General features: G+C 60.0%; 20 protein-coding genes. 9 read left to right on the top strand and 11 right to left on the bottom strand.

All coding sequences use genetic code 11. The features are described from left to right. Positions 1-542 precede the first annotated feature (542 nt). The 3 genes from A7D21_RS12265 to A7D21_RS12255 all read right to left on the bottom strand — a co-directional run bounded on the left by A7D21_RS12265 (position 543) and on the right by A7D21_RS12255 (position 1542). Positions 543-1010, bottom strand: coding sequence for an inhibitor of vertebrate lysozyme family protein (locus tag A7D21_RS12265; RefSeq protein WP_053253683.1), 468 nt, complete (start codon positions 1008-1010; stop codon positions 543-545). 2 nt (positions 1011-1012) lie between these two features. Next, the gene (locus tag A7D21_RS12260; protein WP_003170804.1) at positions 1013-1177 is read right to left on the bottom strand and encodes a DUF1328 domain-containing protein; all 165 of its coding nucleotides are present in this window, start codon (positions 1175-1177) and stop codon (positions 1013-1015) included. Positions 1178-1254: 77 nt separating this feature from the next. Next, positions 1255-1542 (bottom strand): hypothetical protein, encoded by a 288-nt coding sequence (locus A7D21_RS12255; protein WP_069551810.1) that lies wholly within the window; start codon positions 1540-1542, stop codon positions 1255-1257. A 390-nt stretch (positions 1543-1932) separates the two neighbouring features. Here A7D21_RS12255 and algB point away from each other — a divergent pair, with 390 nt between their 5' ends. Both algB and A7D21_RS12245 read left to right on the top strand, forming a co-directional pair. Next, positions 1933-3279, top strand: coding sequence for a sigma-54-dependent response regulator transcription factor AlgB (algB, locus tag A7D21_RS12250; RefSeq protein ID WP_053253681.1), 1347 nt, complete (start codon positions 1933-1935; stop codon positions 3277-3279). Between the two features lie 10 nt (positions 3280-3289). Further along, positions 3290-5077, top strand: coding sequence for an ATP-binding protein (locus A7D21_RS12245; protein WP_069551809.1), 1788 nt, complete (start codon positions 3290-3292; stop codon positions 5075-5077). Positions 5078-5250: 173 nt separating this feature from the next. On the opposite strand, the gene A7D21_RS12240 is transcribed toward A7D21_RS12245, so the two are convergent. From A7D21_RS12240 to A7D21_RS12215, 6 genes are all read right to left on the bottom strand, one after another. Further along, the gene (locus A7D21_RS12240; protein ID WP_053253679.1) at positions 5251-6027 is read right to left on the bottom strand and encodes an N-acetylmuramoyl-L-alanine amidase; all 777 of its coding nucleotides are present in this window, start codon (positions 6025-6027) and stop codon (positions 5251-5253) included. 98 nt (positions 6028-6125) lie between these two features. Further along, on the bottom strand, positions 6126-8192 hold the full coding sequence (locus A7D21_RS12235; RefSeq protein WP_069551808.1) for a GGDEF domain-containing protein: 2067 nt from the start codon (positions 8190-8192) through the stop codon (positions 6126-6128). Continuing rightward, positions 8189-9067, bottom strand: a complete 879-nt coding sequence (locus tag A7D21_RS12230; protein WP_053253677.1) for an endonuclease/exonuclease/phosphatase family protein — start codon at positions 9065-9067, stop codon at positions 8189-8191. Before A7D21_RS12230 ends, A7D21_RS12235 begins: the two co-directional genes overlap by 4 nt. Positions 9068-9077: 10 nt before the next feature. Further along, the gene (locus A7D21_RS12225) at positions 9078-9713 is read right to left on the bottom strand and encodes a thiol:disulfide interchange protein DsbA/DsbL (RefSeq protein ID WP_053253676.1); all 636 of its coding nucleotides are present in this window, start codon (positions 9711-9713) and stop codon (positions 9078-9080) included. Positions 9714-9882: 169 nt separating this feature from the next. Further along, positions 9883-10488: a cytochrome c4 gene (locus A7D21_RS12220; RefSeq protein ID WP_069551807.1), complete on the bottom strand. Its 606-nt coding sequence runs from the start codon at positions 10486-10488 to the stop codon at positions 9883-9885. A gap of 33 nt (positions 10489-10521) precedes the next feature. Continuing rightward, positions 10522-10824, bottom strand: coding sequence for a cytochrome c5 family protein (locus tag A7D21_RS12215; protein ID WP_053253674.1), 303 nt, complete (start codon positions 10822-10824; stop codon positions 10522-10524). A gap of 192 nt (positions 10825-11016) precedes the next feature. Here A7D21_RS12215 and yihA point away from each other — a divergent pair, with 192 nt between their 5' ends. Next, positions 11017-11658 carry a ribosome biogenesis GTP-binding protein YihA/YsxC gene (yihA, locus tag A7D21_RS12210; protein WP_053253673.1) on the top strand — a complete coding sequence of 214 codons (642 nt, stop codon included), beginning with the start codon at positions 11017-11019 and terminating at the stop codon, positions 11656-11658. 269 nt (positions 11659-11927) lie between these two features. Here yihA and polA read toward each other — a convergent pair whose 3' ends face one another. Then, positions 11928-14723 carry a DNA polymerase I gene (gene polA, locus A7D21_RS12205; protein ID WP_053253672.1) on the bottom strand — a complete coding sequence of 932 codons (2796 nt, stop codon included), beginning with the start codon at positions 14721-14723 and terminating at the stop codon, positions 11928-11930. A 74-nt stretch (positions 14724-14797) separates the two neighbouring features. Here polA and A7D21_RS12200 point away from each other — a divergent pair, with 74 nt between their 5' ends. Both A7D21_RS12200 and A7D21_RS12195 read left to right on the top strand, forming a co-directional pair. After that, positions 14798-15088 carry a DUF2782 domain-containing protein gene (locus A7D21_RS12200; RefSeq protein WP_053253671.1) on the top strand — a complete coding sequence of 97 codons (291 nt, stop codon included), beginning with the start codon at positions 14798-14800 and terminating at the stop codon, positions 15086-15088. 56 nt (positions 15089-15144) lie between these two features. After that, complete coding sequence (locus A7D21_RS12195) at positions 15145-16098, top strand: homoserine kinase (protein ID WP_069551806.1); 954 nt, start codon at positions 15145-15147, stop codon at positions 16096-16098. Between the two features lie 108 nt (positions 16099-16206). Here A7D21_RS12195 and A7D21_RS12190 read toward each other — a convergent pair whose 3' ends face one another. Beyond that, positions 16207-17136, bottom strand: coding sequence for a zinc ABC transporter substrate-binding protein ZnuA (locus A7D21_RS12190; RefSeq protein ID WP_053253669.1), 930 nt, complete (start codon positions 17134-17136; stop codon positions 16207-16209). Between the two features lie 58 nt (positions 17137-17194). Between A7D21_RS12190 and zur the strand changes: the two genes are divergently transcribed. From zur to A7D21_RS12170, 4 genes are read left to right on the top strand one after another with little or no spacing between them, the layout of a single operon-like run. After that, entirely contained in the window at positions 17195-17677 is a 483-nt protein-coding gene (gene zur, locus A7D21_RS12185) for a zinc uptake transcriptional repressor Zur (RefSeq protein WP_053253668.1), read from the top strand. Next, positions 17677-18462, top strand: a complete 786-nt coding sequence (znuC, locus tag A7D21_RS12180; RefSeq protein WP_069551805.1) for a zinc ABC transporter ATP-binding protein ZnuC — start codon at positions 17677-17679, stop codon at positions 18460-18462. The genes zur and znuC overlap by 1 nt, the downstream gene beginning before the upstream one ends. Then, entirely contained in the window at positions 18455-19243 is a 789-nt protein-coding gene (gene znuB / locus A7D21_RS12175) for a zinc ABC transporter permease subunit ZnuB (RefSeq protein WP_017139100.1), read from the top strand. Before znuC ends, znuB begins: the two co-directional genes overlap by 8 nt. Before the next feature lie 37 nt (positions 19244-19280). Beyond that, the gene (locus A7D21_RS12170; RefSeq protein WP_069551804.1) at positions 19281-20000 is read left to right on the top strand and encodes a PA5502 family lipoprotein; all 720 of its coding nucleotides are present in this window, start codon (positions 19281-19283) and stop codon (positions 19998-20000) included. The last annotated feature ends 55 nt before the right edge of the window (positions 20001-20055 follow it).

The raw sequence follows: 20055 nt of genomic DNA, 5'->3' as shown, positions 1-20055 counted from the left end.
CTATGCCGAATCGGCATGGCTTTTTATGAAAATAACTGTCCGAACGGTCAGTTCAAATACGCCAATTCAGCAGGTGAATATGCCGTTAACCGGCCAATACAGGCTCGCTCAGAGATGTTGGACGACCTCAGGTCACTGGCAGAAATGCCTGGGATTTGATGAGCTTGGCGTCGGAGAAGTCCTATAGCGTGCGGAAAATTTTCTAGATAGAAGGTCGCTCCGACACACCAAGTAATGGTTGAGCGGAAGCACAAAAGAAAATAACGGCTATAGACGACATACAAGATGGGCAATGAGAGTCATAAGCCCGCCGCAAGTTCAGCAAGCTTGAGGACTTGTGAACTTGCGTCGCAGCTTTTCACCTGACCCGGCCCTTGCGCAGGCACTCCCTGTACCCGTAGGTCACGCCGATCTCGATTGATCAGAGCAACCCGGCCCCCTGGTCAAGCACCGCCTTTGGCGAGCGGTGCAAGTGGAAGGAAGCAAAGTGGCCTCTTTCCATGGACGCCGGCTCCGTAGACGGCAGATGCGTCAGACGGAACCTAGTACCAATTCGGATCTTTCTTGAGCTGCTCCATCAGCAGCTTCTGCATGCCTTCGTCCGGCTTACCGAGGAAACGGTAGTCAGCGTGCCGCGTCGGTGACTTGTCTGCCGGCAGACCTGCCGGGACCTGTACCAACATGGCGTAGGCATGTTTCTTGTTGTAGCTGAAGGCAACGACCAGACGCTTGTTCAGGCACGTGTCTGCTGTCTCGCAGAGCGGCCCGACCAGGTACTTGTCGCCATCTTCTTCCACGGCATTCATTTGTTCGGCCGTACCGGAGAGGTTCATCACCCATTCCGGCAGCCGCTCTTCTTTCTTCACAACGCCTTGCCAGGTCTCACGAAACTGTGGATCGGAGCTGAGCAGTTCGTTGGCCCGGGTCTGACCGTCATTGGCGGCCATTACCAGGCCGCTGCCGCCCAAGAGCAGGGCGGCAGCTAGCGCTTTGAGAGACAAAGTGGTCATTTTCAGCCTCGGCCGCGACGACCAAAGAAGAACGAAGCGATGAACATCACCAGGAAGACCACAAACAGAATTTTTGCGATACCCGTGGCAGTGCCCGCGATGCCGCCGAAGCCCAGGACTGCAGCCACAATGGCGATGATCAGAAATGTGATTGCCCAACTCAACATGGTGATTCTCCTTACGCTTTTATAGGGGTAACAGCGGTAGTGCGGTGCAGCCGCTCAACTCAGCGACGTTTTGTTGCCTAGAACACCCAACGCTCCTGAGTTGGCAATTCACCCAGGGTGGAATCCTGGTCAGCCACTCTCAATTGCGGGGCGGTTACGTCGGCGGTAGCGCTGCCAACGGAACGGAAATGGGTCTGGGTCATGAGCGGGCGTTCAAACTGCGGGGTTTGTTGCTGACTCTGTTGCCGATGCTGCAACTGCTGGCCGGCGATCAACGTGACCATCAAGGCCAGGCTGGCGAACAGACCTTGCTGCAAACGCACTGGCGATACACGCAATTGGCTGCTGAGGCTTTGGCGAGTCATGCTGCATTTCTCCCGCATTCTGGTTATTCGTTCATGACGCTGTCAGGAGAGGTATTGCAGGGTGCATGCCAGATTTTTTACAAAATAAATCCCAATAAAATCAGCATGTTATGAATTAGCGACGGTTATAGAGGCCAGCATCCTGCACGATGCCTCTGTCCAGGCCGTGCGAAATGCACGACGGCCAATGGTCGGATCAACGGATCGAAAGCAGCAGTTGAGTTGCCGAAGTGGCAAGAAGGGATGAAAACGCTATCAAACGGCGTGTTTGTAGGAGAGCGTGAAGATACCTGCGCGCGGACGCCGTTTATCAATCAGAATAAACCATGCAACTTGCCCGATTATTCCGGGACTAATCAGCATCATTTATAGTTAAGGAGCGCGGGACAGATGGAATCAGCCAAGGAACTTCAAGGCCGCATTCTTTTAGTGGATGACGAATCCGCGATCCTTCGCACCTTCCGCTACTGCCTGGAAGATGAAGGCTACAACGTAGCGACCGCCAACAGCGCCGCCCAAGCCGATGCCCTGATGCAACGCCAGGTGTTTGACCTGTGCTTCCTGGATTTGCGCCTGGGCGAAGATAACGGCCTGGATGTATTGGCGCAGATGCGTATCCAGGCGCCGTGGATGCGCGTGGTCATTGTTACCGCGCATTCCGCCGTAGACACCGCAGTCGATGCGATCCAGGCCGGCGCCGCCGACTACCTGGTCAAACCGTGCAGCCCTGACCAATTACGGCTGGCCACCGCCAAGCAGTTGGAAGTGCGCCAACTGTCCGCCCGCCTGGAAGCGCTGGAAGGCGAAGTACGCCAGCCCAAGGACGGGCTCGACTCCCACAGCCCGGCGATGATGGTGGTACTGGAAACCGCACGCCAAGTTGCCGGGACTGACGCCAATATCCTGATTCTGGGCGAGTCCGGCACCGGTAAAGGCGAGTTGGCGCGGGCCATTCACGGCTGGAGCAAACGTTCGAAAAAATCCTGCGTGACCATCAACTGCCCGTCACTGACCGCGGAACTGATGGAAAGCGAATTGTTCGGCCACAGCCGCGGCGCGTTTACCGGTGCCAGTGAGAGCACATTGGGCCGCGTCAACCAGGCCGACGGTGGCACGCTGTTTCTCGACGAAATCGGCGACTTCCCCCTCACTTTGCAACCCAAATTGCTGCGTTTTATCCAAGACAAGGAATATGAGCGCGTAGGCGACCCGGTCACCCGGCGCGCCGATGTGCGCATCCTGGCGGCCACCAACCTGAACCTGGAAGACATGGTGCGCGACGGCCGCTTCCGGGAAGACTTGCTCTACCGCCTCAATGTCATCACCTTGCACCTGCCGCCGCTGCGTGAACGCAGTGAGGACATCCTGACCCTTGCCGACCGCTTCCTGGCACGCTTCGTCAAGGAATACGCCCGACCGGCACGCGGTTTCAGCGACAGCGCGCGTGAAGCGCTGCTCAACTACCGATGGCCAGGCAATATCCGCGAACTGCGGAACGTGGTGGAACGCGCCAGCATCATCTGCCCACAGGAAAAGGTTGAAATCAGCCACCTCGGGATGGCCGAACAACCGACCAACAATGCCCCGCGCATCGGCGCAGCACTGAGCCTGGATGAGCTGGAGAAAGCGCATATCGGTGCAGTACTCGCCACCAGCGACACGTTGGATCAAGCGGCACGCACCCTCGGCATCGACGCATCGACCCTTTATCGCAAACGCAAACAGTACAATTTATGAGCTGTACTTTATGAAGCTTGCGATGAAACTGCGCACTCGGTTATTCCTGAGTATCTCAGCGCTGATTACCGTCGCCCTGCTGGGACTGATTCTGGGACTGGTCAGCGTCATGCAAATGGCCAAGAGCCAGGAGTCGCTGATTCGCAGCAACTTCATCACCCTGGACCTGGGCCTCAAGCTGCGCCAGAGCTTGGGCGATCAGTTGATCCTGATGCTGGAGGATCGACCGGACCCCGCAGCCCTGCAAACCTCCAAAGAGCAATATTTCGCCCTGCTGGATCAAGGTATCGCCCACGAACAGCAAGACGGCAGACTCAGCGGCTTCGCCCAGGCACGTGCCGACTACCTGAACTTCCTCAAGGCGTTTGACGAGGCCCAGCAAAGCTCGCAGGCGAACAATAAAAACCAGAAACTGACCGAAACCTTCAATGTATTGCGCAATGGCCTGATCGCCGAACACAAACAAGCGCTGGAGAATATCAACACCAGCGAATACAAATCGCGAGACCGAGCATTGCTGATTGCCGGCCTTTTAGGGTTGGTTGGCCTCGCGGTACTGATCATCGGCTTCGTCACTGCACACGGCATCGCACGGCGGTTTGGCGGGCCGATCGAAGCCTTGGCCAAAGCCGCTGACAAGATCGGGCAGGGTGATTTCGAAGTGACGCTGCCCCTCTCGTCGGCAGCGGAAATGAATCAACTGACGCGTCGCTTTGGCATCATGGCCGAAGCGCTGCGCCAGCATCAGGCGACCAATGTCGACGAATTGCTGGCCGGCCAGCAGCGCCTGCAAGCGGTGCTCGACAGCATCGACGATGGCTTGCTGATGATCGACCGCCAGGGCCGCCTGGAACACCTCAACCCAGTGGCGCAGCGCCAACTGGGCTGGGACGAGGCGCGTTTAGGCCAGGGCCTGGGCGAAGCACTGGGCCGCCCGGAAATGGATGAACAACTTCAGTTGGTACTGCGTGGCGGCAACCTGGAGCGCGCGCCGGAAGACCTGGAAGTGGAAGTCGAAGGCGAATTACGCCTGCTGACCTACAGCCTGACGCCCGTCAGCCATACCCAAGGGCATATTCTGGGCGCGGTGATGGTGCTGCATGACGTCACAGAACAACGCGCTTTCGAACGGGTGCGTAGCGAATTTGTGTTGCGCGCTTCCCACGAGTTACGCACACCGGTGACCGGCATGCACATGGCCTTCGGGCTGTTCCGTGAGCGGGCAAAGTTCCCTGCGGACTCGCGTGAAGCGGACCTGCTGGATACGGTCAATGAAGAAATGCAGCGCTTGATGCAGCTGATCAATGACCTGCTCAACTTTTCACGCTACCAGAATGGCCTGCAAAAGCTCACGCTCGGGCCGTGTAATGTCACCGACCTGCTGGAGCACGCACGGGCCCGATTCACTGAGCCAGCGAATGCACAGAACATCGAGTTATTGGTGGAGGCCCAAGCAGAGTTGCCCAGGCTGTATGCCGACCAGGCGCAGTTGGAGCGCGTGCTCGATAACCTATTAGGCAACGCGTTGCGGCACACTGCGCAAGGCGGCCAGATTCGTCTCCAGGCGCGCCGTCATGGCGAGCGGGTAATTATCAGCGTCGAAGATAACGGCGAAGGTATTGCTTACGGCCAACAAGGGCGGATCTTCGAACCCTTCGTCCAGGTGGGCCGCAAGAAAGGCGGCGCCGGCCTGGGGTTGGCACTTTGCAAAGAGATCGTGCAATTGCACGGCGGCCGCATGGGCGTGTATTCGCGGCCGGGGCAAGGCACGCAGTTCTACATGGCGCTGCCGCTGTAATCTGACTGCTCGGGTTGCCTTGTCACAGCGACAAGGACCTGAAAGCCCCCCCATCAAACTACCGACGCACAGGTGAAAACCCGAGAGCGGGTTTGCTCGCGAAGGCGCTTTCAAAGCCAACATTGCTGCCGCCGGACATTCCGCTTTCGCAAGCCAACCCTTGCGATACACGCTTAGCTGCGGTTCAACGCGCGCAAGATCGCAGCACTTTCGGCATCCGGCGTGCCATCGAACAGTGATGGACGGAAGTGCATCTGGAAGGCCGCGATCACATGCCGTGTGGCTACATCCAGCTCACCCGTCTGCGGCGTTTGGTAGCCGAGTCGTGCCAGCTCTTCCTGGAACCAGGTAATACTCGGCAGGGCAGCGCTGTATTGCTGCTGGAATCGGGCGACTGCCTGTGCATCCGGCCACATCCCCAAACCTTCAGCGGCTAAACGCTTCCACGGGAACAGGGGGCCCGGGTCGAGCTTGCGCAGCGGCGCGATGTCGCTGTGACCGATGATATTCCGGGGGTTGATGCCATTGCGCTTGCTGATGTCCTTGAGCAACACCACCAGCGACTGCACCTGTGCTTCGGAGTATGGGTACCACACACGGCCCGTTGGCGTGTCGCGATACCCTGGGTTGACGATCTCGATGCCAATGGAGCTGGAGTTGAGCCAGGTGCGGCCCATCCACTCGCTTTCCCCGGCGTGCCAGGCACGCTGGCTCTCATCCACCAGTTTGAAGATGGTGCCTGAAGCGTCGTCGCCGATCAGGTAATGGCTGCTGACCTGGCCGTGCGTCAACAGCGCCAGGGAGCGTTCAAGGCCGGTAGAGGTGTAATGAACAATGACGAACTGCACGCGGTTATCGTGGTTCATCGAAGGGTGATTGGTGTCCAGGCGCGGGCCGCTGGCGCAGCCGGCGAGGAGCAAAAACACAAAAGCGACGTACAAGGATTTCATGGCAAAGGCATTACACTGAAGACAATAATGCAATAGTGTAACGTAACGTTTGAGGCTCGGCGGTCAAATCCGGGCTTTTAAACAAAATGGAACATTTTTCAGGCCGCCTGTACCCGGTTACGCCCGGCAGCCTTGGCCCGGTATAACGCCTCATCGGCGCGCTTGAGCGCCAAGTCACTGCGCTCACCTGGCTGAAACTGCGCCAGGCCCATGGACATCGTGATCGTCACCGGCTCGCCCTTGAAGTGGAACGGGCACGCTTCAATCGCTGCACGCAGCCCTTCACCCACGGCCAAGGCCTCCTCCAAGGCGGAGTCAGGCATCAGCAACACAAACTCCTCACCGCCAAAGCGCGCGATAAAGTCGTTGGGGCGCAGGTATTTGCGCAACACGTTGGCGATGATTTTCAGCACCTTGTCACCGGCCAGGTGACCGTAGCCATCGTTGATCCGCTTGAAGTGGTCCAGATCCAGCATGGCCAGGGACAAGCTATTGCCGCGCTGGTGCCAGGTATTCACTTCATGATCCAGACGCTCACTCCACGCCGCACGATTGGGCAGGCCGGTGAGCGGGTCGATCAAGGCCTTCTGGCGTTGTACCTCCAAATGCTCGCGGTAACCCTGGGCTTCCTTTTCCATGTTTGCGACACGTTCAGCCAAGCCCTTCAGCCGCGCCGCTACCTCCTGCTCGCGCTGGTCACGCTGCTGCTGGTGTTCATCCATAGTGCCGAGCAGGCCTTCAAGATGGCTTTCCAGCACCTGCTTGAGGCTGTCCAGGTCAGCCGCTTCCTGCACACTGCTTTGCAGGCCGTCGACCTGCTCACGGATCTGTGTATCCAGTTCCCGCGCGGCCGAACGGCTGTCGGCGTGGCCGTCACTGGCTACCTGCAGATGACCCTGGAATGCCTCGAGGCGCTCGTTGAGCTGCTTGAGATAGGCTTCGAACTCGTGCTGGCCGCTGTCGGTGATCGCCAGCATCAGCACTGCAAGGTCATCAAGGATCGGTAGCAATTCGTACCAGTTCAAGCCGTGGGCCAGGCGTTCGCGCATGGCTTCGGCTTGGGGCCGGTGGCGCTCGGGCAGCGACAGATCATCCAGCAAGCCGAGCAAGGTGCCTTCGATATGGCTGGCGACCGAACTATAAGACGGCTCGGGCGAATCGGGCAGCGCGTAAACGCCGTCCGATTGCAGCATATCCGGGTCGGGCTCGGGGCTTTCCATCACAGGAGGTAGCGACAGGCTGCCGATGACGGTTTCATCCGGCGTAGCCACCTCAGCCTGCGGGACCTCGATAAACGCAGCGAGGGCGCTCTCGGGAACGGTTTCCTCTGCCTCGGGTTCAGACGTCGCGGCAGGCGCAGTGGTGGGCGTAGCGATCGGCGCCGCTGGCGCCGGGGCCTCAAAGACAAACGTTTCGGCGGCGACCTCTGTAGCTTGCACCGGCGTGATCGGCTCAGGCTGTGCCTCGACCGGGGTCTGCGGCAACGGCGCAAAGGCGCGCAAGGCGTGTGTCAGCTCTTCGGATTGCGCGGGCTCCTGAGGCTCGGGCTTGGGCGCGGCGGGGACGGGTTTCGGCGCAGCCAGCGCCGGTACAGGCAGTGGCGTCGATTGGGCCACCGGCACTTCATTCGAAACCTCTTTCGCGCCAAACAGACGTTGCAGCAGGCCCGGCCCAGTGCGCGTGGTTTCGCCATCCGGCTCCAGGTTACTCAACGCCTGCTCTTGCAGGCTGCTCAACTCACTGAGCAACAGCGGGATCTCACGCGCCTGCCCGACCCGGCCGTCCAGCTGCTTGGCGAAGGTTTTCAGCGGGCGGGCCACCTCACGCGGCAGTGGCAACTTCTGCAATTGCACGACCAGCGCGGTGAGCGCGGTGCTGATCTGGTCGACCCGGGTTTCGCGGCGCTGCTCCGAGTCGAGCACGGCTTTTTCCAGGCGAGGCAACAAGGCGGCGAGAGCGGCGTCCATGTCGTCCGTACGCACCACGTCGCGCATCTCTTTCATGCATTGATCAACCGCGCGGTCGGTCCCTTCAGCCGCCAGCGTGCTGCGCACCAGCCCTCGCCGCAACAGGTCAAGGCGGGCGGCCCAGCGACGTTCGAGCTTGTCTTGCTGCTCGACACTTTTCAGGTATTTCTCTTTCCAGCGCTGGGCGTCGTCGCTCATGCAAGGGGTCCGCGAGGGCCGGGGCTCAACGCGGGTAATGCATCAGCCGTGAGCGAACCCGGCAGACGAATCTCTACCGCGACCGGCAGGTGATCGGAGATGGGCTGCGCCAACACCTGCACGCTTTCGAGCGTAAGGGTCGGGCTAAGCAGGATATGGTCCAGGCAGCGCTGCGGGCGCCAACTGGGAAACGTGGCTTCGACTTGCGGCGCCAGTAACCCGAGGTCGCGCAACGGGGAATTCTGCAACAGGTCGTTGGCATGGGTATTCATGTCACCCATCAGTACCTGGTGCTTATAGTTGCTAATCATTTCACGCACATAGGCAAGCTGCAGGTTGCGCGCACGCCCCCCGAGCGCCAGGTGCATCATGACCACCACCAGGGCTTCCGGGCCTTCGCCGAATCGCACGAGGATCGCCCCACGCCCCTTGGGACCTGGCAAGGGGTGATCTTCGATGGCGGTGGGTTTCAAGCGACTGAGCACGCCATTGCTGTGCTGCGCCAGACGCCCCAGGTTGCGGTTGAGTTGCTGATACCAGTAGGGGAACGCGCCGAGTTGAGCCAGGTGTTCCACTTGGTTGATGTAGCCAGAGCGCATGCTGCCGCCATCAGCTTCCTGCAGGGCGACCAAATCGAAGTCGTTCAGCAGGTTGCCGATTTTTTGCAGGTTAACGGCCCGCCCGGTGTGCGGCAGCAGGTGCTGCCAGCCCCGGGTGAGGTAGTGCCGGTACTTCTCGGTGCTGATGCCCACCTGGATATTGAAGCTGAGCAGGCGCAAGCGGCTGTCTGCCGGCAGGCCCGTGGACTCCAGATGATGTTCGTTGACCTGCGGATCATGCAGGCCAACCACACGTTCAGTACCCCAGCGGCGCATGGTAGGCCCCTTACTTGGCTGCGCGCTCTTTGGCGATCAGTTGGTCGGCAACATTGAGAGTCTGCTCAGGACCACCGGTCGTGCCCAGGTCGAAACGGTATTTACCGTTGACGATCATGGTCGGTACGCCTTGCACGCCATACTTCTGGGCCAGCTCTTTGTATTGAGCCATTTTGCCCTTGACGGCGAACGAGTTGAAGGTCTCGAGGAACTTGGCTTTGTCGACGCCTTGGGTAGCAACGAAATCAGCCATGTCTTCCGGCTTGGTCAGACGCTTGCCTTCTTTTTGGATAGCGTTGAAGACGGCGTTATGAACCTTGTGCTCAACGCCCATGGTGTCCAGGGTGATGAAGAGCTGACCATGGGCATCCCATGGGCCACCGAACAGCGCAGGGATACGCTTGAAGTTCACGTCGGCCGGGAGTTTCTCAGCCCACGGATTGATGGTCGGCTCAAAGGCGTAGCAATGCGGGCAGCCATACCAGAACAGCTCCACCACTTCGATCTTGCCAGGCTCCGAAACGGGGACCGGGTTGGCCAGTTCTACGTAGGTTTTACCGGCTTCAAGCGGCACGTCGGCAGCTTGTGCGGTCATGCCGAAAAGACTGGCAGTGACGAGAGCGGCGCTGAGGATCAGATTACGCATGCTTTACTCCTGGACAAATAAAGTCGCCTCACGCGACCTTTAGGTGTGACAGGTCTGCGCGGGCATGAGTTCGTTAGTGTAACGGCACCGGCCACAAAAAAGGGCGGCCTAAGCCACCCTTTTTATGCTTGCATCGACGGATTAATCGAGCGTTAACGTACCGCCTGAATCAGTGCAGGCCCTGGATATACTGGGAAACCGCTTCGATATCCTTGTTGCTCAACTTGCCGGCAATACTTTGCATAATTTTGGTATCGCCATCGTTGGTGCGATTACCCTCACGGAAGTCCGTCAGTTGCTTGGTGATGTACTGGGCATGCTGGCCGCTCAGGTGCGGGAAACCGGCAGCAGCAAGGCCGGCGCCGTTAGGCGAATGGCAACCGAGGCAGGAAGGCATGCCTTTTTCCAGGTTTCCACCCCGGAACAGTTCTTCGCCGTGAGCCACCAGCTTTGGATCGGCAGCTCCCACACTGCCTCTCTGGCTGGCAAAATACGCAGCGATGTCTGCCAGGTCCTGATCGCTGAGATTAGTCAGCAAGCCGGTCATTTCGAGCACCGTGCGCTTGCCGTCCTTGATGTCGTGCATCTGCTTGGTCAGGTAACGTTCACCCTGGCCTGCCAGTTTAGGGAAGTTTGGCGCCGGGCTATTGCCGTCCGGTCCGTGGCAAGCACCACACACGGCGGCTTTCGCCTGGCCCGCTGTAGCGTCGCCTGCAGCATGGGCAACACCGGTGATGCCCAAGGTCAACAGCAGACTCACGATCAGTTTGTTCATCAGCTAATCCAACTACGGCTAAGGGTTTAAGAGTTATCTACCGGGTTTACTCACCATCAACTCAATGATGGCCTGGTAATCCTCAGTACTGCAGTCCATGCACAAACCACGCGGCGGCATTGCCTTGAAACCCTGGGTCACGTGTTGCACCAGCGTGTCCATACCTTGCGCCAGTCTGGGCGCCCAAGCTACCTGATCACCCCGTTTGGGGGCGTTGGGCAGTTGGCCGGCATGGCAAGCCACGCAAACTCGGTTGTACACCGCCTCCGGATCCTGTGTAGCCTGAGCGCCGTAAAGCGGAACCAGGACACCAAAAGCGAGCAACCATCGGGTCATACATCGACCTTTTCAGGGTTTGAGAGCGTTTTGCGTTCTAATGCGCAATGAAGGTCTTTCGCTCCCGTGAACTTCATCCTTCGCTGGGACAAAGCACACACAAAATCTGCGGCATTATATACTGGCGCTACTGAAACGGAAACGACACCGCTTGCCGCACCCTTTTTCGGCACCGCCCACATCGGAAATCTCATGCAACTCAAGAATCCCATCCTCGGTCTGTGCCAACAGTCCACATTCATGCTCAGCGCCGCCAAAGTTGACCAATGCCCCGATGACGAAGGCTTTGAAGTCGCCTTTGCCGGTCGTTCCAACGCTGGCAAATCCAGCGCACTGAACACCCTGACTCACGCCAGCCTGGCGCGCACCTCGAAAACCCCGGGCCGCACGCAACTTCTCAATTTCTTCAAGCTAGACGATGATCGGCGTCTGGTCGACCTGCCGGGCTACGGATATGCAAAAGTACCTATCCCGCTGAAGCTGCACTGGCAGCGTCACCTGGAGGCTTACCTGGGTGGCCGGGAGAGTTTGAAAGGGTTGATTCTGATGATGGACATCCGTCATCCAATGACCGACTTCGACCTGCTGATGCTTGATTGGGCTGTCGCCAGCGGCATGCCGATGCACATCCTGCTGACCAAGGCCGACAAGCTGACCTACGGTGCCGCCAAGAACACCCTGCTCAAAGTGCAGTCCGACATTCGCAAAGGCTGGGGGGATGCGATCACCATCCAGTTGTTCTCTGCACCGAAGCGGATGGGCCTGGAAGACGCCTACACCGTGCTGGCAGGCTGGATGGAATTGGCCGACAAGGGCACTGAAATCGCGGAATAACTTTTCTGCGGGCAAAAAAAACCCCGGACTTCGTATGGGGAGGGGAAGTTCGGGGTTCAAGTTCCGGACCGCTAGGGCGGGGTCCAGATATCTGCCAACACTTAACACAACATAGGAGCATTGAAGGGCTTCACCACCCATTCAGTAACTCTGAGTAGCAATTCACGGGTTAAGTTCCGGCAGGTTCAAAAAACTATTGGAAATAGCCGGCGGCGATTTTTGATCTAAAGCACTCTGCCACCGCCCTCGCAAGTGGCAGAGCCGCAAAATCAGTGCGCCTCGTCCCAGTTATCGCCCACACCCACATCCACCACCAGTGGCACGTCCAACTGAGCCGCCGCGCTCATGTGCTCGCGGATCTTCTCGCTGACTTGCGCCACCAGGTCCTCACGCACCTCGAGCACCAGTTCATCGTGCACCTGCAGGATGACCTTGGCATCCAGGCCCGATTCAGTCAGCCAGTTATCCACCAACACCATGGCTTTCTTGATGATGTCTGCCGCCGTGCCCTGCATGGGCGCGTTGATTGCCGTGCGCTCGGCCGCCGCTCGTTCCTGAGGCTTATTGGAATTGATATCCGGCAAATACAGCCGACGCCCGAAGAAGGTTTCTACATAGCCTTGATCAGCCGCCTGGGCACGCGTGCGCTCCATGTACTCGCGAACACCTGGGTAGCGCGCGAAGTACACATCGATGTACGCCTTGGCAGTCTTGGTATCGACGCCAATATCTTTGCCCAACTTCTGCGCGCCCATGCCGTAGATCAGGCCAAAGTTAATCGCCTTGGCACTGCGGCGCTGATTGGACGTGACCTCAGACAATTCAACCTTGAACACCTCGGCCGCCGTAGCGGTGTGCACGTCCAAGTCATTGCGAAACGCATTCATCAAGCCCTCGTCCTTGGACAAGTGCGCCATGATCCGCAGCTCGATCTGCGAATAGTCCGCCGCCAGCAGCTTGTAGCCCTTGGGCGCGATAAACGCCTGGCGGATCCGCCGCCCTTCGGCGGTGCGCACCGGGATGTTCTGCAGGTTCGGGTCGCTGGACGACAAGCGCCCGGTAGCTGCCACAGCCTGATGATAGGACGTGTGAATGCGCCCGGTGCGCGGGTTGATCTGCTCCGGCAGGCGGTCGGTGTAGGTGCTTTTCAATTTGCTCATGCTGCGGTACTGCATCAGCACCTTGGGCAACAGGAAGTCATCTTCGGCCAACTTGGCCAGCACTTCTTCGGCCGTGGACGCCTGCCCCTTGCCGGTCTTTTTCAGGACCGGCAGGCCCAGCTTCTCGTAGAGAATGGCTCCGAGCTGCTTGGGCGAGCCCAGGTTGAACGCCTCACCGGCGATCTCGAACGCCTGGCGTTCCAGCTCCACCATCTTGTTGCCCAGCTCGATGCTCTGGATACCCAACAGGTCCTTATCCACCAGCGCACCCTGGCGCTCAATACGCGCCAACACCGGCACCAAAGGTATTTCGATATCGGTCAGCACACTGGCCAGGCTCGGGATGGCCGCGAGTTGTGCGTGCAGTGCCTGATGCAGACGCAGCGTCACGTCGGCATCTTCGGCCGCGTAAGGGCCGGCTTGCTCAAGCGGGATCTGGTCGAACGTCAGCTGCTTGGCGCCCTTGCCGGCGATGTCCTGGAAGCTGACGGTGTCGTAGTCCAGGTACTTCTTCGCCAGGCTGTCCATGTCGTGCCGGGTGGCGGTGGAGTTCAGCACATAGGATTCGAGCATGGTGTCGAAGGCGATACCGCGCACGGTAATGCCCTGTTCAAAGTCACCACCGATGGCACAGTTGGCCAGGATGTTCATGTCGAACTTGGCGTGCTGGCCAACCTTGAGCTTGGTCGGGTCTTCCAGTAATGGCTTGAGGGCCAGCAACACGGTGTCACGATCCAGCTGCTGCGGCGCACCGATATAAGAGTGGGTCAGCGGTATGTAGGCCGCTTCGTGAGGCTGCACGGCAAAGGAAACCCCGACCAACTGCGCCTGTTGGGCGTCAATCCCAGTGGTTTCCGTGTCAAACGCGAACAACTTCGCGTCATTAAGCTTCTTCAGCCAACGGTCGAATGTCGCTTGGTCGAGGACAGTGGTGTAGGACGTCTCCACGGGCGCGGAGGCAATCACCTCAACCGCTTCTTCGGTGGCCGGAGCAGCTTGCGCCGAGGCCTTCAACTCGACACGCTTGGCGTCGCGCTGAATCTCATCGAACCAGCTCTTGAACTCCAGCAGCGTGTACAGCTCCAGCAGCTTTTCGCGATCCGGTTCGATCAGGTGCAAATCATCCAGGCCCACGTCCAGCGGCACGTCGATCTTGATCGTCGCCAGCTGATAGGACAGGAACGCCATTTCCTTATGCTCTTCCAGCTTGGCCGGCAGGTTCTTGGCGCCCCGAATCGGCAGGGTCGGCACAATATCCAACTGCTCATAAAGCTCTTTGAGGCCGCCGTTCACGCCCACCAACAGGCCGGAAGCAGTCTTCGGACCAATGCCCGGAACGCCCGGGATGTTGTCGGAGGAATCGCCCATCAACGCCAGGTAATCGATGATCTGCTCGGGAGCGACACCGAATTTCTCCTTCACGCCCTCGATGTCCATCGCGCTACCGGTCATGGTGTTGACCAAGGTAATGTGCCCGTCGACCAGTTGCGCCATGTCCTTGTCGCCCGTGGAAATCACCACCGGTCGGTCGGCGGCCGCACTGCTGCGGGCCAGGGTGCCGATCACGTCATCGGCCTCGACGCCTTCAACGCACAGCAGCGGGAAGCCCAGCGCGATCACGCTTTGGTGCAGCGGCTCGATCTGCAGGCGCATGTCATCAGGCATGCTGGGGCGGTTAGCCTTGTATTCAGCGTACATGTCATCGCGAAAGGTCCCACCCTTGGCGTCGAACACGACCGCGAACGGGCTGTCCGGGTACTGCTTGCGCAGGCTTTTGAGCATGTTCAACACGCCCTTGACCGCACCGGTCGGCAGGCCTTTGGACGTAGTCAGCGGTGGCAGCGCGTGAAAGGCGCGGTACAGGTAAGACGAACCGTCCACCAGGACGAGGGGGGCTTGGCTCATGAGCAGGATCAACCTTTTCGGCGGGTCAGGCGCTAGAATAGCCGGACCAATGACGACAAAGGGACAAGGTTATCATGCGTACAGTAAATCGCTTGTTGTTGACCGGCTTGATTGCACTCACTCCGATGGTGGCCATGGCGGCAGATAGTGCGCCTTCAGGCGACCCGGAAGTCACCATTCGCACGGAAGGCGACAAGACCATTCAGGAATACCGCCAAAATGGCTTCCTGTACGCGATCAAGGTGACCCAGAAAGGCTTTCCGCCGTATTTCCTGGTGCGCGCGGACGGAACCGATGCGAATTTCATCCGTTCTGACCAACCGGATATGCTGATCCCGTCATGGAAGATCTTCGAATGGAAATGATTTCTTAACTTAAATTGGCGCCGCGCACTGCGGCGCCCGTACTGGCAGTTTTAACCATGTCTGTGTTTACCCCCCTGGCTCGGCCCGAGCTGGAAACTTTTCTCGCCCCTTACGGGCTCGGCCGCCTGCTTGATTTCCAGGGGATTGCCGCCGGTAGCGAAAACACCAATTTCTTCATCAGCCTGGAACAGGGCGAGTTCGTCCTGACCCTGGTTGAGCGCGGCCCCGTTGCAGAAATGCCGTTCTTCATCGAACTGCTCGACGTGCTTCACGACGCCGACCTGCCGGTGCCTTACGCCCTGCGGACCACCGATGGCGTGGCCCTGCGCGAACTTGCCGGCAAACCCGCGCTGCTACAACCGCGCCTGGCCGGCAAGCACATCAAGGACGCCAATGCGCAGCATTGCGCCCAGGTCGGCGACCTGCTCGGCCACCTTCACTTGGCGACTCAAGGCGAGAAGGTGCTGGAACGCAAGACTGATCGCGGGCTGGATTGGATGCTCCGCGAAGGGGCGCAGCTGATTTCGCACCTGAACGACGCACAGCAGCGCCTGCTGCAAGATGCACTGGCCGAAATAGACGCTCACAAAGCCGAGATCCTCGCCCTGCCGCGCGCCAACGTTCACGCTGACTTGTTCCGCGACAACGCGATGTTCGAAGGCACCCACCTGACTGGGTTGATCGACTTCTACAACGCCTGCTCAGGCCCGATGCTGTACGACGTGGCGATCGCGCTGAATGACTGGTGCTCGGACGCCGATGGCGTGATCGATGGCCAACGCGCCCGCGCGCTGCTGGGCGCCTACGCAGGGCTGCGCCCGTTCACTGCCAAGGAAGCGCAATGGTGGCCGACAATGTTGCGCATAGCGTGCGTGCGCTTCTGGCTGTCACGCCTGATCGCCGCGGAGTCGTTTGCCGGGCAGGACGTGTTGATCCATGACCCGGCAGAGTTCGAGCACCGGCTCGCGCAGCGTCAACAGGTTAACGTGCACCTGCCGTTCGCACTCTAAAGACCTGCTCGGTAAATATGTGGGAGCTGGCTTGCCTGCGATAGCGGTGTCGACTGACACATCGCCATCGCGGGCAAGCCCGCTCCCACATGGGTTACGCGGCGGCGGTTAGAGCGATTCCAGGCACCCGGCCAGGTCATTTCCCAACTTCTCCAGCACCTGCTCATAACCCTGCGCCGTAGCCGGCGTGTAACCGCCCAACGCATCCAGCTCCGCCAATTTCACCGGCAAACCGGCGACCAGCGTCTCGGCCAGGCGCGGGCGCAAGGGCGGCTCGCTGAACACGCAGGTCTTACCCACTTCCTGCAACCGCGTACGCATCGCCGCCACATGCTGGGCGCCTGGCTGTACTTCGGCGGCGACGCTGAACACGCCAGTGTGCTTGAGCCCGTAAGCGTCTTCGAAGTAATCAAAGGCCTCGTGGAAGACGAAGTAAGGCTTGTCCCCCACACTCGCCAAACGAGCCTTCAGGCGCGCATCCAATGCATCCAGACGCTCATCGAACGCCTTCACGTTGCTCTGATAGCGCGCGGCATTGGCCGGGTCGGCCGTGCTGAGGTCAGCCGCCATGCGCGCCGCGATGACGCGAGCGTTCACGGTCGACAGCCACAAATGCGCATCCAGGCTGCCTGGGCGGTGATCGTGATCATGCTCGTCGGCATCCTCGGCATGCGAGTGGCTATCTTCGGCGAAACGGCGCAACTTCATGCCCGCAAGGTCCTGCACCGCCACGGTCGGCAGGCTACGCCCCTTGAGCACGCGCGGCAGGAAGCTCTCCATGTCCGGACCGATCCAATACAACAGGTCCACCGACTGCACACGCCGTACGTCGGATGGGCGCAAGGCATAGTTGTGCGGTGAAGCGCCGGGCGGCAATAACACCTCCGGAATGGCCACACCGTCCTGCACCGCCGCGGCGATCAACTGCAACGGCTTGATGCTGGTCAGCACCTTGACCTCGGCTTGAGCAGCCCCGGCGATGAACAAACTGGTGACAAATACGACAAAAACGGGAAAAAGTCGGGACACGATGACCACTCAATGGCGTAGGAACGGGTAACATAATAACGTCTCTATCAAATGTCTGTCGCCGCTCATGCCTATTACACCGCTTGCCAGCCGTCCCCACGACCACTCTCACTGCGTGCATACCGCGCTGTCGGAGGCTGATACCCTGTGCGCACGCCAAGGCCTGCGCCTGACTGCGCTGCGTCGCCGCGTGCTGGAGTTGGTGTGGCAGAGCCACAAGCCGCTGGGCGCCTACGACATTCTTGGCGTGCTCAGCGAGCAGGATGGCCGCCGCGCCGCGCCGCCGACGGTGTACCGCGCGCTGGATTTCCTGTTGGAAAACGGCCTGGTGCACCGCATCGCCTCACTCAACGCCTTTGTCGGCTGCAACCACCCGGAACACGCGCATCAGGGCCAGTTCCTGATCTGCCGCGAGTGCCACGCGGCCATCGAGCTTGAACAAAAAAGCATCAGCGACGCCATCATCAAGAGCTCTGCCGAGGTTGGCTTCAAAGTTGAAGGGCAAACGGTCGAAGTGGTCGGGCTTTGCTCGGGCTGCCAGGGGGCTTGATGAGCAACGCGTTAATCCGCCTGGAACAGGTCGGGGTCACGTTCGCCGGCCAAGCCGTGCTCGATAACATCGCACTGAGCGTGGAACCGGGGCAGATCGTCACCCTGATCGGCCCCAACGGCGCCGGCAAGACCACGCTGGTTCGCGCCGTGCTCGGCCTGCTCAAGCCCGACACCGGCAGCGTGTGGCGCAAGCCCAAGCTACGCGTCGGCTACATGCCGCAAAAACTGCACGTCGACCCAACACTGCCATTGTCGGTGCTGCGCTTCCTGCGCCTGGTGCCAGGCGTAGACCGCGCCCGCGCGCAGGAAGCGCTCAAAGAAGTCGGCGCCGAACAGGTCATCGACAGCCCGGTGCAAAGCATCTCGGGCGGCGAAATGCAGCGCGTCCTGCTGGCCCGCGCCTTGTTGCGCGAGCCGCAATTACTGGTGCTCGATGAGCCCGTGCAAGGCGTCGACGTGGCCGGCCAGGCCGAGCTGTACAGCCTGATCACCCGCCTGCGCGACCGGCATGGCTGCGGCGTGCTGATGGTCTCCCACGACCTGCACCTGGTCATGAGCACCACTGACCAAGTGGTGTGCCTCAACCGCCACGTCTGCTGCTCCGGCCACCCGGAACAGGTCAGTGGCGACCCGGCGTTCGTCGAGCTGTTCGGCAAAAACGCCCAAAGCCTGGCGATCTATCACCACCATCACGACCACGCCCACGATCTGCACGGCGCTGTCGTCGACGACCCCGCTACATCCCACACCCACGTTCATGGAGATAGCTGCAAGCATGGCTGATTTTCTGCTCTACGCCCTGCTGGCAGGCTTGGCTTTGGCACTGGTGGCGGGCCCATTGGGCTCGTTCGTGGTTTGGCGGCGCATGGCCTATTTTGGCGACACGTTGTCGCACGCCGCGCTGCTGGGCGTGGCCATGGGCTTTTTGCTGGATGTGAGCCCGACCATCGCCGTGACGGTGGGCTGCCTGCTGCTGGCGGTGCTGCTGGTGACCCTGCAACAGCGCCAGCCGCTGGCCTCCGACACCCTGCTCGGCATCCTCGCGCCGAGCACCTTGTCCCTGGGCCTGGTGGTGCTGAGCTTCATGCATGAAGTGCGCATCGACCTGATGGCCTACCTGTTCGGCGACCTGCTGGCGATCAGCCCGACTGACCTTGCCTGGATCCTCGGCGGCAGCGCCGCCGTGCTGGTGTTGCTGGTAGCGCTGTGGCGCCCATTGCTGGCGATTACCGTGCATGAAGAGCTGGCCACCGTGGAAGGTTTGCCCGTACCGGCCCTGCGCATGACCCTGATGCTATTGATCGCAGTGGTGATCGCTGTCGCGATGAAGATTGTCGGCGTATTGTTGATCACGTCGCTGCTGATCATTCCCGCAGCCGCTGCCCAGCGCCACGCTCGCTCACCCGAGCAGATGGCGATCGGCGCCAGCCTGCTGGGGATGCTTGCGGTGTGCGGGGGCCTGGCGCTGTCCTGGTTCAAGGACACGCCGGCCGGGCCGTCGATTGTAGTCACGGCGGCCGCCCTCTTTCTGCTGAGTTTTGTCCTGCCCCGTCGAGGGGTGTAGACTTGCTCGCTTTTTGCGCAAATAGAGAGTCGCAGGAATGAAGCCGTTCAACGTCCGTTATCTGCTCCTTGCCGCATTTTCCCTGCTGCTGGGCGCCTGTCAAAGCACACCGCCCGCTGCCACCGAGGTACCGGACACACGCGCTGCGGCAATCGCGCAGCTGGAGCAAAACCTGGCCAGCAGCGAACTGGCGACCGCCGAAGACGAGCTTGCCGCCTTGCAGGCCCAATCGCCTAACGACCCGACCCTGGAGCCTTACCAGCGCCAATTGGCCGAAGCCTACCTGCAGCGCAGCCAGATCGTGCTGCAAAAAGGTGACGTCAACGCTGCCGCGACCGCCCTGAGCCGTGCCCGCGCGCTGATGCCCAAGGCCCCGGCGCTCACCGGCGGCGTGAACAGTGCCATCAGCCACGCCCGCAAAGTCGAGCTGGATAAAGCCGAAGCCGCCCTGAAAGCGGCCGAAGCCAAGCCAGCGGCCAAGGTCATCGACCCTGCCGCGCAAAGCACCACCGTCGCGCTGAACCTCACTGACATCGAAGAACTTCGCCATCAGTTGGATGCGATCGCCACCGACGTGGTGAATTACCAGTGCGACGTGAGCATCCAGGCGCCGCGCACGCAGGATTACCCATGGCTGGCCACGTTGCTGACCAAACGGGTGAAGCGAATTGATTCGGGGTATGACCTGAAGATTCACCGGCAGATCTTGAAACGTATTCCGGCGCAGATTGTGCTGATACCGCGCAAGGCGCAATAAAGCTATCGGGAGCAAGCCCCCTCCCACATTTGAAATGCATTCCAAATGTGGGAGG

It is taken from the genome of Pseudomonas sp. AP19 (genome assembly GCF_001728855.1).
Classification (GTDB): domain Bacteria; phylum Pseudomonadota; class Gammaproteobacteria; order Pseudomonadales; family Pseudomonadaceae; genus Aquipseudomonas; species Aquipseudomonas fluorescens.
This window is presented reverse-complemented; position numbering and strand designations above follow the sequence as displayed.